Genomic DNA, 15,739 nt, shown 5'->3' with positions numbered 1-15,739 from the left:
CGGGGGCGGTTCTTCACATCGAGTGCATGCCGGGTTTGCTCACCGAACGCCTCTACGCGTACGATATCGCTGCGTAGTGGGATCGTTCTGCCCACGTGCGATGCCGCCGCCCTCATGAGGTCGCGAGGCGGACGGGGTCGCTCGGTTCGACTTCTCATCATGGTCGTCGGAGGTGCCGATCGGTCCCCGCCGCGTCACACCATCACAACCGCAGAGTCCCCTACCCCTATCCGTACCGGAGCCATCTACCTGATGTCCACCGACACTTCCACCGTCCCCGCCTCGCCCGTCCACGCCGGTGGAGGTGAGTCGCAGATCGCCGTGAACGACATCGGGACGGCGGAGGACTTCCTCGCCGCCATCGATGAAACCATCAAGTACTTCAACGATGGTGACATCGTGGAGGGCACCATCGTCAAGGTCGACCGCGACGAGGTGCTGCTCGACATCGGCTACAAGACCGAGGGCGTCATCCCCTCGCGAGAGCTGTCGATCAAGCACGACGTCGATCCGGCCGAGGTGGTCACCGTTGGTGACCACGTCGAGGCCCTCGTTCTCCAGAAGGAGGACAAAGAAGGCCGGCTGATCCTCTCCAAGAAGCGCGCCCAGTACGAGCGGGCATGGGGCACCATCGAGGCGCTCAAGGAGAAGGACGAGCCGGTCAAGGGCACCGTCATCGAGGTCGTCAAGGGCGGCCTGATCCTCGACATCGGCCTGCGTGGCTTCCTGCCCGCGTCGTTGGTCGAGATGCGTCGGGTCCGCGACCTGCAGCCCTACGTCAGCCGTGAGCTCGAGGCCAAGATCATCGAGCTCGACAAGAACCGCAACAACGTGGTCTTGTCGCGGCGCGCGTGGCTCGAGCAGACGCAGTCCGAGGTGCGCAGCGAGTTCCTGAACCAGCTGCAGAAGGGCCAGGTCCGCAAGGGCGTCGTGTCCTCGATCGTCAACTTCGGTGCGTTCGTCGACCTCGGCGGCGTGGACGGTCTGGTGCACGTCTCGGAGCTGTCCTGGAAGCACATCGACCACCCGAGCGAGGTTGTCGAGGTCGGCCAGGAGGTCACCGTCGAGGTCCTCGAGGTCGACATGGAGCGCGAGCGGGTCTCGCTGTCGCTCAAGGCGACGCAGGAAGACCCGTGGCGTCAGTTCGCCCGCACCCACGCCATCGGCCAGATCGTGCCCGGCAAGGTCACCAAGCTGGTGCCCTTCGGCGCGTTCGTCCGGGTGGACGAGGGCATCGAGGGCCTGGTGCACATCTCCGAGCTGGCCGAGCGCCACGTCGAGGTGCCGGAGCAGGTCGTCCAGGTCGGTAACGACGTGATGGTGAAGGTCATCGACATCGACCTCGACCGTCGTCGTATCTCGCTGTCGCTGAAGCAGGCCAACGAGGGCTTCACTCCCGACATGGAGTTCGACCCGGCCCAGTACGGCATGGCTGCCGAGTACGACGCAGAGGGCAACTACATCTACCCCGAGGGCTTCGACCCCGAGACTCAGGACTGGATGGACGGGTTCGACGCGCAGCGCGAGGAGTGGGAGCGCCAGTACACCGAGGCGCAGGTCCGCTTCGAGCAGCACAAGAAGCAGGTCGCCAAGGCCGCCGAGGACCACGCAGAGGCCGGGGAGGCTGGCGAGCAGAACTACTCGTCCGACTCGCCGAAGGCTGCGGAGACCAGCTCTTCGAGCGGTTCGCTGGCCAGCGACGAGCAGCTGGCGGCTCTTCGGGAGAAGCTTTCCGGCGGCGCCTGATAGCTGTTACTGACTGATCCGGGCTAGCTCGGGCTCAGGAGACAATCCAGAGGGTGATCTTCGATCGATACGGTCGAGGATCACCCTCTGTGCTTTTCTGCTCGATTGTCCCGCTATTCGGTAGCGCTCTGTTTCCGATTATCACCGGTGAATATCGCCTGATAGTCGGCCAGATAACAAAGCGGACCCGCTGGCGATCTCGGTGCGTAGCTATGTCACGTTATATGTCGCTGGCGGTCGTTTGCTCGAGGTAGGTAAGTCGCCTACCGTGGCGCGGTTCGCAGCGTCTGTTGTTGATGGAGCGTGCACCCGTGCATCGCATAGGTAGCTGCGCGTGACTCACCCGATACCCCGGCTCCGGCGTGCGAGCCGGTGATTCATCGGGTCGGGCACACTTTCGCAGCGAGGAGTAGAGGAAGAGCGTGGCGACTCTTAGCCTGACAGGTACCGCCGAACCATCGGGGTCGATAGACCGTCCTACCTCATCTGTTGCTCCGCCTGTGGTGCGGAAGTATCGGCCGGAGTTGCAGGGGCTTCGGGCGGTGGCGGCTCTGTTGGTGGTCGTGTACCACATTTGGTTGGGGCGGGTTTCCGGTGGTGTTGATGTCTTCTTCTTGATCTCTGGTTTTTTGATCACGGGTCAGTTGGTTCGGGCGGTGGAGCGTTCGGGTCGGATTGAGTTTCGTCCGTTCTGGGGGCGGATGATTAAGCGTCTGTTTCCGGCGGCGCTGACCGTTTTGGTCGGTGTGATGGTTGCTTCGGTGTTGTTGTTGCCGCAGAACCGTTGGTTTCAGACGATTCGTGAGATCGTTGCTTCGGCGTTGTATCTTGAGAATTGGCAGTTGGCTGCTGATTCGGTTGATTATTTGGCGCAGACGAATGCGGCGAGTCCGGTTCAACATTTCTGGTCGTTGTCGATTCAGGGCCAGTTTTATGTTGTGTGGCCGTTGTTGGTGTTGTTGGTTATCGGGGTTGCGCGGTTCACGAAGAATCGTTTCCGGTTGACGTTGTTGGGCACGTTGTTCGTGGTGTTCACTGTGTCGTTGGTTTTCTCGATTATCAGCACGGCGGATAATCAGCCTTTTGCGTATTTCAACTCGTTGACGCGGGTGTGGGAGTTCGCGTTGGGTGGGTTGTTGGCTTTGGGGATTGATCATATCAACCTGCCGAAGTTTGGTCGGGTGTTGTTGGGTTGGTTCGGGATTACCGCGTTGGTGGCCTGTGGTTTGGTGTTGCAGGTTGGTTCGGTGTTTCCGGGTTATATGGCGTTGTGGCCGACGGTTGCGGCGTTGTTGGTGATTGTTGCGGGTGCGTCGGGTACGCGGTGGGGTGTGGATTGGATTCTGTCGGCTCGGCCGTTGGAGTATTTGGGTAATCTCAGTTATGCCCTGTATCTCTGGCACTGGCCCGTACTCGTCTTCTACCAGCTGGCCAGGGGTCGCCCCGAGGGCGTCGGCCTTGCAGGCGGCGCGTTCATCATCGGCGTGTCGGTGGTCCTCTCGATGCTGACCCATCACCTGGTCGAGAATCCGCTGCGCCGCTCCGCCGTGGGGACCAAGACCCCGTGGGCCGGCTACCGCTTCGGCCTGGTCCTGCTCATCCCGGTCATCGCCGCCGCAGGCACCTGGCAATACACCGCGACGCAGCAGGCCAATGCCTTCGATGGAGTCATGGACGACCCCAACCACCCCGGCGCCTTGAGCAGGACGCCCGACTTCACTTATTGGGGCGAGGACGAGGTCGTCCCGGCACCGCCGTTCATCAACCTGGAGGACGACTTCGTCAAGGTCAATCAGGAGCACTGCAGCACATCGCCGCTCCACGAGGAACTACGGATCTGTCACAACATCGTCGACGAATCCGCCGAGCGACACATCGTGGTGGTCGGCGACTCCCACTCCGAGCAGTGGGTGACCGCCATGTACCTTATGGCGGAGGAACGCGGGTGGCAGGTCACCTCCATGTACAAGGGGGGATGTCCGTTCTCGGTCGTGTCGGAGACCTTCCCGGATGACGAGTCCTGTGTGCAGTGGAATGCGGCCGCAGCCCAGACGACCATCGAGATGCAGCCCGATCTGGTGTTCACCACGGCGAGCCGCGAGGTCCGAATCGGCCTGACCGAGCACACTCCCCAGGGTTACCTCGAACAATGGCGCAAGCTCGACGAAGCGGGCATTCCGGTGGTTGCGATACGAGACAACCCACGTTACGACTACAAGCCCTCCGAGTGCATCCAGGAGGCTGGTCCGACGGCCCCCGAATGCTCGGTGCCTAGGGCTGAGCTGCTCGCCGAGACGCCGCCCTACGAGTTGTTGCCCGATGTCCCGCCGAACGTCTCCTTCGTGGACTTCAGCGACTACATCTGCACCGAGGATCTCTGCCCGCCGGTCATCGGCAACGTGCTGGTGTACCTCGACGAGAACCACATCACCGCGAGCTATGTGGCCAGCATGGCGCCGATGCTGGAGGAGGCGATCCTCGATGTGACCCAGTGGTGACGAACGTGGATCGGGTCGAAGCGGCGGGCTGCGGGCCACGGCCCGCCGCGCCGGTCCGGTAGACGGGGTACGTGGCTCGGTGATGAGCAGAGGAAGAGGATGGTCAGTCCAGATTCGGCGGGCAATACCGGAGCAGACGTGGCGGCGAAACCCTTGACCGGTTCGCGTCTCATTGCTCCGCCTGTGGTGCGGAAGTATCGGCCGGAGTTGCAGGGGCTTCGGGCGGTGGCGGCTCTGTTGGTGGTCGTGTACCACATTTGGTTGGGGCGGGTTTCCGGTGGTGTTGATGTCTTCTTCTTGATCTCTGGTTTTTTGATCACGGGTCAGTTGGTTCGGGCGGTGGAGCGTTCGGGTCGGATTGAGTTTCGTCCGTTCTGGGGGCGGATGATTAAGCGTCTGTTTCCGGCGGCGCTGACCGTTTTGGTCGGTGTGATGGTTGCTTCGGTGTTGTTGTTGCCGCAGAACCGTTGGTTTCAGACGATTCGTGAGATCGTTGCTTCGGCGTTGTATCTTGAGAATTGGCAGTTGGCTGCTGATTCGGTTGATTATTTGGCGCAGACGAATGCGGCGAGTCCGGTTCAGCATTTCTGGTCGTTGTCGATTCAGGGCCAGTTTTATGTTGTGTGGCCGTTGTTGGTGTTGTTGGTTATCGGGGTTGCGCGGTTCACGAAGAATCGTTTCCGGTTGACGTTGTTGGGCACGTTGTTCGTGGTGTTCACTGTGTCGTTGGTTTTCTCGATTATCAGCACGGCGGATAATCAGCCTTTTGCGTATTTCAACTCGTTGACGCGGGTGTGGGAGTTCGCGTTGGGTGGGTTGTTGGCTTTGGGGATTGATCATATCAATCTGCCGAAGTTTGGTCGGGTGTTGTTGGGTTGGTTCGGGATTACCGCGTTGGTGGCCTGTGGTTTGGTGTTGCAGGTTGGTTCGGTGTTTCCGGGTTATATGGCGTTGTGGCCGACGGTTGCGGCTTTGTTGGTGATTGTTGCGGGTGCGTCGGGTACGCGGTGGGGTGTGGATTGGATTCTGTCGGCTCGGCCGTTGGAGTATTTGGGTAATCTCAGTTATGCCCTGTATCTCTGGCACTGGCCCGTACTCGTCTTCTACTTGATCTATCGGCAGCGCACCGAGGTCGGTCTCCTGGGTGGCGCCTTCATCATCGGCGTCTCCGTGATCCTCTCGATGCTGACCTACCACCTGATCGAGAATCCGCTGCGCCGCTCCGCCGTGGGGACCAGGACCCCGTGGGCCGGTTACCGCTTCGGCCTGGTCCTGCTCATCCCGGTCATCGCCGCCGCAGGTACCTGGCAGTTCCTCGCCCAGCGACAGTCGACCGCCTACGAGGTCGCGGTCGGCGACCCGAACTACCCCGGTGCCGCCGCGAGGGTCCCCGGCTTCCAGTACTGGGGAGACGCGGACGTGGAGGTCGCCCCCTCGTTCATCACGATCGGGGATGACTGGGCGCAGGTCGTACAGGAGCATTGCGCCCCGACTGCCCGGAACGAGGAACTGGAGATCTGCCGCAACGCGGTCGGCGACGACTTCGACCGGCACATCGTGGTCGTGGGTGACTCGCACGCCGAGCAGTGGCTGACCGCGCTCTACGACATCGCGGATCGGGAGAACTGGCAGATCTCCTCGATGCTGCGCGGGGCCTGCCCGTACTCGGTGGAGTCCGAGACCGATCCGAACAACGACGGCTGTCGTCAATGGAACGCCGACGCCACCTCGGAGATCATCGAGATGAACCCGGATGCGGTCTTCACCATCGGAAGCAGGGATGTCCGGGTCGGTCCCACGGAGGCGACACCGCCCGGGTTCGTCGAGCAGTGGCGGCGGCTCGACGAAGCGGGCATTCCCCTGCTGGCCATGCGGGACAACCCGCGCTACGACTTCAAACCCTCCGAGTGTGCCGCGGAGAACGGCGTCGACGCACCGCAGTGCTCCACGCCGAGGGCGGAGCTGCTCACCGAGATCCCGCCGTACGAGTTGATCCCCGATGTGCCGGCCAACGTCTCGTTCCTCGACTTCAGCGACTACATCTGCACCGAGGACGAGTGCCCGCCCGCGATCGGCAACGTGCTGGTGTACCTGGATCACAACCACATCGGCGCCACGTATATGCGCACCATGGCGCCGTTCCTGGAGACCGAGATCTACGAGCTGACCGGCTGGTAGACCGTGCCTGCCGTGCCGGTCCGTCGTGAGGCGGACCGGCACCGGATACGCCGGGCCGGCAAGATGATCGCGTGCTGCGCATCGGGCTGACCGGAGGAATCGGGGCGGGCAAGTCCACCGTCGCGAAGCGACTGGCGGAACTCGGGGCGGTGATCGTCGACGCCGACCGCTTGGCCAGGGAGGTCGTGGCGCCCGGAACCGACGGGCTCGCCGAGATCGTCACGGCATTCGGGGACCGGATGCTCACCGCCGAGGGCACCCTCGACCGGCCTGCCATGGGGGAGCTGGTCTTCGCCGATGCGGCCGCGCGGGCCCGGCTCAACGAGATCGTGCATCCGAGGGTCGCGGCCCGCACCGCCGAGTTGTTGGCGCAGGCGGCACCCGATGCCATCGTCGTGCATGACGTGCCGCTGTTGGTGGAGAACGGGCTCGCCGCCGGCTATCACCTGGTGGTGGTGGTCCACGCAGACGAGGCGGTGCGAGTGCAGCGTCTTCGTCGAGACCGGGCCATGACGGAGGAAGCGGTACGGGCGCGGATCGCCAGTCAGGCGACCGAGGCGGCCCGCCGGGCGGCCGCAGACGTCTGGTTGGACAACGACGGGTCGACCTCGCAGACGCGGGCCGCCGTGGATTTGCTGTGGACGAGCCGGATCGAACCCTTCGCGCACAACCTTCGAACGAACACACCCGCGATGACAGCTCGCTCGGCGGCCACCGGCTTCGATCCGAACCGGGCGGTCCGGGCAGGCCGGTTGATCGCCAGGCTGCGCAGCGAACTGGGCGGATACGACGAGCAGATCGTCGCGATCGAGCACGTCGGCGCCACCTCGGTGCCGGGGGTGGCGGCTCCGGATGTCCTGGAACTCATGCTCACCGTTGTCTCGGCGGAGGCAGCCGAGAACCTCACGGCGCCGTTGTCCTCGGCGGGGTTCCCACCGGTGACACGGGAACCGGACACCGCCGAACCCTCGGAATCCGAGGTGTCCGGTGCGCGGCTGCACCGATCGGCCGACCCGGGGGCGCCTGCCGATCTCTACGTGGTGGTCGCCGGTTCGGCGGGTAGCTAGCACCCACCCGGGCCGGGGCGTGCTGCGGACATCGACGACCGTCGCGGCGGGCGCGCGAGGGCCGCGACGATTCCGGTGCGGTCAGGCTCAGCGGGGCGGCCAGCTCTCGAAGATGCCCGAGGACAACAACCAGCGGGAGAGATCGTGGCGCTGCATGCTGACCTCCTCCAGCGTCCGGTGAACGGTCCGCAATGCGAGATCGGCGTCCCGGGGCGGGAGCACCCGGCCTGCCACTGCCGCCGCGAACTCCTCGGATCGGACGATCCTGGCGCTCGTGCCGCCCGGCACGGCGAGGCCGAGTAACAGATCCGTGGTCTGCCAGAACCGGTGATCGCGCTCGACGCGGACCGCGGTCAGGACACTGGGACCGCTGCGGCCGTGTCGGGAACGCGGGCGCTGATGCACCAGTCGTAAACCGAACTCGGCCAGGATCCAGGTCACCTCGGAGCCCGCGAACGGGTCCTCCGGAGTGAGGTACTCCATCCGAAGTCCCCACCGTTCGACAGAACAGGCGGTGAGACGTCGGCGAGTACCCGAGGAATAGCTACGGACCGAGGTGATCGTGTCGACCACATCGACCAATTGCGGAGTGATAATGGCGCCCACAAAACCAGAGCGTAGCGGGATGGGCGCGATTTGTGACCATGCTGACTGCTTCTTTTCCGTTACGGATTGCCAACGTGGATATTGCTGTTGGTCGGTGGATCACCAGACCGACCGCATCAGCGGTTGACGGCGCGGAGTCCACCGACTAGCAGCGACGTCGCAGTCAGTGGATGTCGATTCCCACGGTGCTCAGCCAGCGGAAGACGTCGTATCCATTCGCCGCGATGCCCTCGACGGCTCGATGGGTGTTCTCCATGGCGAGCTGCGCGCTGCCCGTGTCGAGCAGGTCGGCGGCGAGAGCGGCCAACAACTCGTCGGAATCCACCACGGTGACTCCGCGTCCGGTCCACACGAGTAGATCGAGGTAGTGGTCGACCGTGGTCCACCGATTTTGCTCCGAGGTGATCGACACGAGATCCAGATAGAGATCGCAGTCGGGTGTCGCGCTCGCGTGTAGGTCGTAATCGGTGATCCGTAGGCCGAGTTCCGGCAACAACCAGGATTTGAGATAGGCGATCCGATGATGTCCGACCACCTGGCGAGCCAGATACAGCCCGAACGGATGCACCTCGAAATGATCGACAGCGCGAACGATCCCCTTGGGATCCACGTTCGTCATGTCTTCCAGGTCGAACGTCTCGACCTTGGGCGGATGGATGTGCGGCGCGATCCGGACCTCGACGCTCATACACCCATACTGCCTAATTCGTGACCGTAGTGTGATCCCCCGTTCGGGTAAGCGCGATGTCGGTGTGGCCACTCTTCGAACACGAGGGCTCGCCGACCGTCAGAGGCCGTCGTCGGCCCGACCTGATCCCCATCCACGCGAGCGTTGCCTTGCTCACACCCGAGTCGGCGGGCTCACGGCGGATTCGGGGCTGTGTGGCGGATTGTCACGCCCGACGCGCTGCGCTCCCAGGCGTCTGCCGCCCGGCGGCAGCGGTGCGTGTCGGAGGGCAGGCCTACCCTGTCGTCGTGGCAGATGCACCGGTGACCGCCTCCTCCCAGTTCCGTCCGATCAGCGATATCCCGCGTTCGGACGGTCGGTTCCGCGTCGTCAGTGATTACGAACCCGCGGGCGACCAGCCACAGGCGATCGCCGAGCTGGAGAAGCGCCTCGAGGCGGGCGAGCGCGACGTCGTACTGCTCGGCGCGACGGGTACCGGAAAGTCGGCCACCACGGCGTGGCTGGTGGAGAAGGTGCAGCGCCCGACGTTGGTGATGGCGCCGAACAAGACCCTGGCCGCCCAGCTGGCCAACGAGCTGCGTGGATTCTTCCCGGACAACGCGGTGGAGTACTTCGTCAGCTACTACGACTACTACCAACCAGAGGCCTACGTCCCGCAGACCGACACCTTCATCGAGAAGGACTCCTCGATCAACGAGGATGTCGAGCGGCTGCGGCACTCGGCGACGATGAGCCTGTTGACCAGGCGCGATGTCATCGTGGTCGCGTCCGTCTCCTGTATCTACGGCTTGGGTACGCCGCAGTCCTACCTCGATCGGTCGATCCCCTTGGCGGTCGGCCAGGAGGTGGATCGGGACCTGCTGCTGCGCACCCTGGTCGACGTCCAGTACGAACGCAACGACCTGGCGTTCAGCAGGGGCACCTTCCGTGTTCGGGGCGACACCGTCGAGGTGATCCCCGCCTACGAGGAGCTGGCCGTACGGATCGAGTTCTTCGGCGACGAGATCGACAAGCTGTACTACCTGCACCCGCTCACCGGCGACGTGGTGCGGGATCTGACCGAGGTGCGGATCTTCCCGGCCACGCACTATGTGGCGGGTCCCGGGCGGATGGAGAAGGCCATTCGCGCGATCGAGGGCGAGCTGGAGACCCAGCTGACGAGCCTGGAGCACCGAGGCAAGCTGCTGGAGGCCCAGCGACTTCGGATGCGCACCGCCTACGACATCGAGATGATGCGCCAGGTCGGCTTCTGCTCCGGAATCGAGAACTACTCGCGTTTCATGGACGACCGCGAGCCGGGCTCGGCCCCCGCGACCCTGATCGACTACTTCCCCGAGGACTTCCTCCTCGTCATGGACGAGTCGCATGTGACGGTGCCGCAGGTGGGCGGGATGTACGAGGGCGACGCCTCGCGTAAGCGCACCCTGGTCGACCACGGCTTCCGGTTGCCCAGTGCGTTGGACAACCGGCCGCTGACCTGGGAGGAGTTCTCCGATCGCATCGGTCAGACCGTGTACCTCTCCGCAACGCCCGGGCCGTTCGAGCTCGGCCAGACGGGAGGCGAGTTCGTCGAGCAGGTGATTCGACCGACGGGGTTGGTCGACCCGAAGGTGCTGGTCAAACCCACCGAGGGCCAGATCGACGATCTGGTGCACGAGATCCGGGTGCGCGCCGAGCGCGATGAGCGGGTGCTGGTCACCACGCTGACGAAGAAGATGGCCGAGGACCTGACCGACTACCTGCTGGAACTGGGCATCCGCGTCCGCTACCTGCACTCGGAGGTCGACACGCTGCGCCGGATCGAGCTGTTGCGACAGCTGCGACTCGGCGAGTTCGACGTGCTGATCGGGATCAACCTGCTGCGCGAGGGACTCGACCTGCCGGAGGTCTCCCTGGTGGCGATCCTCGATGCGGACAAGGAGGGTTTCCTGCGGTCGGGGACCAGCTTGATCCAGACCATCGGGCGGGCGGCGCGCAACGTCTCCGGCGAGGTCCACATGTACGCCGACCGGATCACCGACTCGATGCAACGCGCCATCGAGGAGACCGACCGCAGGCGGGCGAAGCAGATCGCCTACAACGAGGAACGGGGCCTGGATCCACAGCCGTTGCGCAAGCGGATCGCCGACATCCTCGATCAGGTCTACACCGAGGCCGAGGACACCGCGGGCAGCACCGAGGTCGGTGGACGCAACGCCTCGCGGGGTCGCAAACCGGTGGGGGAGCGGGGGCAGCCACGGGGCAGCTCGGGGGTGCTGGTCGACCGCGACACCGGCTCGATGCCGCGAGCGGAGCTGGCCGATCTCGTCCAACAGCTCACCGATCAGATGATGAGTGCGGCTCGCGAGTTGCAGTTCGAACTGGCGGGTCGACTGCGCGACGAGATCGCCGACCTCAAGAAGGAACTTCGGGCGATGGACGCGGCGGGCTTGTCCTGATCCTCGGGCCGACGCCGTCGCGAGCGCCCGCCATGAGGCTTTTCCGCGCTTCACCCGACGCCGTTGTCGATCGGCATCGTTGTCGGGCGCGCGGGTTAGCCTCGGCGGCGAGATGAGAGTTCGAGTATCGATTTCCAGGTGACCTTCGATGCCACCGACCCGGCACGCCTCGCCGCATTCTGGGCCCGAGCGCTGCGCTACGAATTGGAGCCGCCGCCTGCGGGCTTCGCGACCTGGGCGGACTTCGCTCGAGCCGCAAACCTTCCCCCGCAACAGGTGAAGAACCGAGTGCACCTCGATGTCAACGTGGGCAGGGGAGCCACCGACAAGGACGAGCAGAAGGCACGCGCCAGGGCGCATGTCGAGACACTCGTGCAGGCCGGGGCGGTCGAGCTGCGCGAGGTGGACGAGGACGGTCCGGCCGGTTGGTTCCTCGTGCTCCGTGATCCGCCAGGGCAACGAGTTCTGCGTGCAGTGACGCGCGGGCGGGGACCCGGACGCTCGAAACCCTTCCCGTGTCTCAGCTCGTGATGTCCTTCCGCTGGAAGCGCCAACCTGCGGCCAGCAGGAACACCGTGGCGTAGCTGACCGAGGCGAACACACCCTGGGCGGCATCGGTGAGGTCGGGCCGAGCGCTCAGCAGATCGAGCCAGGCGTAGGCGTGGTGGGTGGGAAGGAAGGACCGCAGCTCGCCGAGTGCGGTGATCTGGTCGAGGATCTGCGACACGATGAACACGATGATCGCCCCGCCCACCGCGCCCAGCGGTGCGTCCGTGGACACCGAGAGCAGCAGGGCCAGTCCTGCGATCCAGAGATAGAAGACGAGTAGGTAGGCGACGACTAACGCCAGCGCGGTGAGCCCGTCGACGAAGGGCAGGGACTCGCCCCTCGGCGTGGTCAGCGGTCCCGAGCCGTATACCAGCACACCGATCAGGAGCGCCGAGGCGGGCAGGACGACCACCGCGATGAGGCTGAGTAAGCCGGAGACCAGTGCTTTCTGCCGAAGCAGTCGAGCACGGGGGATCGGCACCGCCAGTAGATAACGCAGACTCGACCACGACGCCTCGCCTGCGACGGTGTCGCCGAAGAACAGCGCGACGACCACGACGAAGAGGAAGCTGACCGAGGCGAACAGCGAGAAGAGGGCGAAGTTGAGCCCGCTGCTGGTGGCGAGGTCGACGAAGCTGCCCTGGCCGGGACCGGTGTCGTCGGAGCCGACCTCGAAGGACGCCCACAACACGACGGGTAGCACCAGTAGCAGGCCGAGGCTGATGCCAGTTCGCCTGCGCCGGAGCTGTCTGCCGAACTCCACCCTCAGCCGCAGCGTCCGCTCCGGACGGTATCCGGTCGCGGCACCGTCGTCGGCGTCCCTGGGGAGAGCGGAGGCGGCTCTGCGGAAGAGCGAACGGCCCGCTCGACCCTCGGGCGAGGTGGCGTCCCATTGCTCGGTGCCCTGGCCGGCCTTCTGCTCGGCATCGTCTTGCGTTGCCCGGGGATTGCGGTGGACCACATCGGCGACGGGTGCGTCGGTCGAGGGCAACTCGGGTGATGGATTCACGGTGTGTTCTCCCCACCGACGAGTTGCAGGAATGCGTCCTCGAGTCTGCCGCGCGGCCCGACGTTGCCGACGGCGACCCCGGCGTTGACCAGGACCGCGACCGCCGTCGACACCGGTGCGTCGACCAGCCGTGCCGTCACGGAACGCTCCTGCTTCGTGATCTCGTCCACGCCGGGCAGGCTGTACAACGCCTGGCTTGCCAGCTCGGGATCGTCCACCGCGAAGACGAACTGCCCATCGCCCGCGACGATGTCGGTCACCGGGCCCGATGCGACCAGTCGACCCCGATGCAACACGATCAGATGGTCGCAGGTCTGCTCGACCTCGGAGAGCAGGTGACTGGACACGAGCACGGTGCGCCCGGTCGCGGCGTAGTCGGCCAGCACCTTGCGCAGCTGATGGATCTGCGGCGGGTCGAGCCCGTTGGCGGGTTCGTCCAGGACGAGCAGATCCGGCAGTCCGAGCATGGCTTGGGCCAGCGCGAGCCGTTGGCGCATCCCCTGGCTGTAGGAGTCCACTCGGCGATGGATCGAGGCACCGAGCCCGGCGATCGCCAACGCCTCGTCCAGACGGGCGCTCTCCGGGGTGCGCCCGGTGGTCGCCCAATAGGAGCGCAGGTTCTCCAGACCGGACAGGTGAGGAAGGAAGCCTGCGCCCTCCACGAAGGAGCCGACCCTGGACAGGACCGGGGCCCCGGGTCTGATGAGGTGACCGAACACCCGCACCGAACCGGTCGTCGGAGCGATCAGACCCAGCAGCATGCGCAACGTGGTGGTCTTGCCTGCCCCGTTGGGACCGAGCAGTCCGACGACCTGACCGGGCTCGACCCGGACCGACAGATCGGAGACGACGGCGGTTTCGCTGCTTCCGTAGGACTTTCCGAGCCCGTCGGTGGCGAACGGGGCATCGGCCAGTGCCGGTTCGAAGTCGGCGGTCTGCTTGCGGCGGAAGGCGCCGACCGCGGCCACAGCCAAGCCGAGGACGACCACCGTCAGCGCCCCGAACAGCGGGGTCGCCTGCGCCGTGACCTGGGTCGGTGTCCCCGGGACCGTGGGCAGGCTGATGTGCTCGTCACCGCCCAGTTCCACCAGCTGCACCGCAGGCTGCTGCGGGCTTCGATACGCCTGGTCGGTCGTGGTCACCGCGATCTCGATGCGATCCCCGGCGTCGAGGGTGTGCACGATGCCCGGCAGGGTGACGACGACCTCGGCCGGTGAACCGTCGGCCGGTAGATCGCCGAGTCTGATCGGTGCCACGCCGCCGCCCGGCAGCCTGCGGTCGTCGCCGCCGCTCAGGTCGTAGAACTTGGCGAACAGCACCGTCGATCCGTCTCTGGGCTGGCCGGGGACGGCCGAGATCTTGAGACTGACCTTGGGCGAGCCGGTGATCAACACCGACTCGGTCAGCGGTTCGCTGGTGAATCGGGCGACCTGGCCGGGGAGGTCCGTGGCGAACTCGTTCCCGCCGGGCACGCCGCCGAGACCGACACCGGGCAGACTGCTGATCGAGGCGGGTTCGCCGCCGGGCGGTCGCAGCACCGGGGTCGCCTGTCCGACGAGTCGATGGTTCTCCCTGGTCGTTCCCTCGGCGCCCGCCAAGCCGGGATAGGCGTCCACGCTGACGGTCTGGATGGGCGCGTCGTCGTTGGGACCGGTGTTGGGCAGGGCGTACTCGAAACCGGTGCCGGGGTCCGCGCCCCGGTCGGCGAGATGGAAGTCGAACCAGTCGCCGACCTCGTCGAGCAGGTCCGGACCGGGCGAGTCGCCGTCATGGCCGCCGTCGTACCAGATCATTCGGACCTCGCCGCCCGCCTCGGTGATCTGTCGGGCGGTGGCATCGGCCTCCTCGAAGCCGAACAGGGTGTCCTGTCTGCCCTGGATCAACAGGGTGGGCGCCTGGATCGACGTGGTGACCGAGGACGGCGACAGCGAGGCGAGCAGCTCGACCGTCTGGTTGCTCGGGCGGCCCGTGGTGGCGAGTTCGGTGTAGGCCTGGCAGACCGCGCTGTTGAAGCGACCGCAGGTCAACGGGCCCTGGTCCGGGGCGGCGGCGGGCGCGCCATCCTGCTGCGGTGAGTCCTGCTCCGACTCGCGGTCGTCCGAGCCTGCGGGGTTCGCTCGGAATCCGGAGCTGAACAACGAGGCGGCCCACGCTTGTTTGAAGACGCCGGTTCCGGACTCGGGCCCGGCCGCCGGTGTCACCGCGCCCGACTGGGGCTTGCCTGCGGCATTGGGCAGCAACGCGCGGTTGAGGTCGTTATAGGTGATCATCGGGGCGATGGCGTCGACCCGGTCGTCCGTTCCGGCCAGCAACAGCGCCAGCGCACCGCCGTAGGACGCGCCTGCGACACCGACGACGGGGTCGTCCGGTCCGTCCGAGAGGACCTGGGGTCTGCCCGCCAGCCAGGTGACCAACTCGCGAGCGTCGTTGACCTCGTGGTCCGGCGAGTTCAGGCCGATGCGGCCCGTGCTGGCGCCGAAGCCGCGTGCCGAATAGGAGAGCACGACGAAGCCGCGTTCGGCCAGTGACTGCGCCTGTTCGACGAGATCGTCCTTGCTGCCGCCGAAACCGTGCGCGAGCAACACGGAGGGTGCCGGGGTGCGCTCCGGCGTGTAGAGGGTCGCATCGATGCTCACCCGCGCGGCATCTCCGGGACCTGCGGGCAGCTCCAGGGTGAGTTCGCGCGCACCGACCTCGGGTGCGGCCTCATCGCGGGGCCACAGCAGAAACCCGGTGCAGGTCAGAAGGACGAGGGCGACCGCGAGCAACGGTCTCCTGGTCCGGCGGGATCGGACGGCCACGGCAGGGACCTTAAGGCAGAGCTCACCCCGGAGGGACACCGTCGTCACCGATCGTCGCCGAACGGGGAGTCCAGCGCGGTGGTCGGTCGTCCGCACGCTCGGTGTTTGCCATCGACCGTTCGTCGCAGCGGCGAGAAGATCACCCGCATGAGTGGTCTT

10 protein-coding genes are annotated in these 15,739 nt (G+C 65.5%); 6 read left to right on the top strand and 4 right to left on the bottom strand.

Going from position 1 to position 15,739, the window contains the following annotated elements:
• Window positions 1-252: 252 nt before the first annotated feature.
• From rpsA to coaE, 4 genes are all read left to right on the top strand, one after another.
• Window positions 253-1,746 (top strand): 30S ribosomal protein S1, encoded by a 1,494-nt coding sequence (gene rpsA / locus BKA25_RS16965; RefSeq protein ID WP_069848407.1) that lies wholly within the window; start codon window positions 253-255, stop codon window positions 1,744-1,746.
• Between the two features lie 500 nt (window positions 1,747-2,246).
• Window positions 2,247-4,244: an acyltransferase family protein gene (locus BKA25_RS16960; RefSeq protein WP_069848408.1), complete on the top strand. Its 1,998-nt coding sequence runs from the start codon at window positions 2,247-2,249 to the stop codon at window positions 4,242-4,244.
• Between the two features lie 99 nt (window positions 4,245-4,343).
• On the top strand, window positions 4,344-6,422 hold the full coding sequence (locus BKA25_RS16955; RefSeq protein ID WP_084642841.1) for an acyltransferase family protein: 2,079 nt from the start codon (window positions 4,344-4,346) through the stop codon (window positions 6,420-6,422).
• A gap of 71 nt (window positions 6,423-6,493) precedes the next feature.
• Window positions 6,494-7,489, top strand: coding sequence for a dephospho-CoA kinase (gene coaE, locus BKA25_RS16950; RefSeq protein WP_069848409.1), 996 nt, complete (start codon window positions 6,494-6,496; stop codon window positions 7,487-7,489).
• Window positions 7,490-7,576: 87 nt separating this feature from the next.
• On the opposite strand, the gene BKA25_RS16945 is transcribed toward coaE, so the two are convergent.
• Complete coding sequence (locus tag BKA25_RS16945; protein ID WP_069848411.1) at window positions 7,577-8,095, bottom strand: ribonuclease FAU-1 family protein; 519 nt, start codon at window positions 8,093-8,095, stop codon at window positions 7,577-7,579.
• Window positions 8,096-8,258: 163 nt separating this feature from the next.
• Window positions 8,259-8,783: a ribonuclease FAU-1 family protein gene (locus BKA25_RS16940; protein WP_069848412.1), complete on the bottom strand. Its 525-nt coding sequence runs from the start codon at window positions 8,781-8,783 to the stop codon at window positions 8,259-8,261.
• 287 nt (window positions 8,784-9,070) lie between these two features.
• Here BKA25_RS16940 and uvrB point away from each other — a divergent pair, with 287 nt between their 5' ends.
• Both uvrB and BKA25_RS16930 read left to right on the top strand, forming a co-directional pair.
• Window positions 9,071-11,221 (top strand): excinuclease ABC subunit UvrB, encoded by a 2,151-nt coding sequence (gene uvrB, locus BKA25_RS16935; protein ID WP_084642842.1) that lies wholly within the window; start codon window positions 9,071-9,073, stop codon window positions 11,219-11,221.
• Window positions 11,222-11,359: 138 nt separating this feature from the next.
• Window positions 11,360-11,752, top strand: a complete 393-nt coding sequence (locus tag BKA25_RS16930) for a VOC family protein (RefSeq protein WP_236750647.1) — start codon at window positions 11,360-11,362, stop codon at window positions 11,750-11,752.
• Here BKA25_RS16930 and BKA25_RS16925 read toward each other — a convergent pair.
• Together BKA25_RS16925 and BKA25_RS16920 are read right to left on the bottom strand one after the other, a co-directional pair.
• The gene (locus BKA25_RS16925; RefSeq protein ID WP_236750649.1) at window positions 11,742-12,779 is read right to left on the bottom strand and encodes an ABC transporter permease; all 1,038 of its coding nucleotides are present in this window, start codon (window positions 12,777-12,779) and stop codon (window positions 11,742-11,744) included. The two genes, BKA25_RS16930 and BKA25_RS16925, sit on opposite strands and share 11 nt — an antisense overlap.
• Window positions 12,776-15,580: an alpha/beta fold hydrolase gene (locus BKA25_RS16920; RefSeq protein WP_084643627.1), complete on the bottom strand. Its 2,805-nt coding sequence runs from the start codon at window positions 15,578-15,580 to the stop codon at window positions 12,776-12,778. The genes BKA25_RS16925 and BKA25_RS16920 overlap by 4 nt, the downstream gene beginning before the upstream one ends.
• Window positions 15,581-15,739: the final 159 nt, after the last annotated feature.

The sequence above is a fragment of the Actinoalloteichus hymeniacidonis genome (genome assembly GCF_014203365.1).
GTDB lineage: Bacteria > Actinomycetota > Actinomycetes > Mycobacteriales > Pseudonocardiaceae > Actinoalloteichus_A > Actinoalloteichus_A hymeniacidonis.
Note: the sequence above shows the minus strand (reverse complement) of the source record. Positions and strands in the feature narration are given on the sequence as shown.

Coding starts and splice junctions, on each gene's coding strand:
- rpsA (WP_069848407.1), top strand. CDS start 253: ATGTCCACCGACACTTCCACCGTCCCCGCCTCGCCCGTCCACGCCGGT.
- BKA25_RS16955 (WP_084642841.1), top strand. CDS start 4,344: ATGGTCAGTCCAGATTCGGCGGGCAATACCGGAGCAGACGTGGCGGCG.
- BKA25_RS16940 (WP_069848412.1), bottom strand. CDS start 8,783: ATGAGCGTCGAGGTCCGGATCGCGCCGCACATCCATCCGCCCAAGGTC.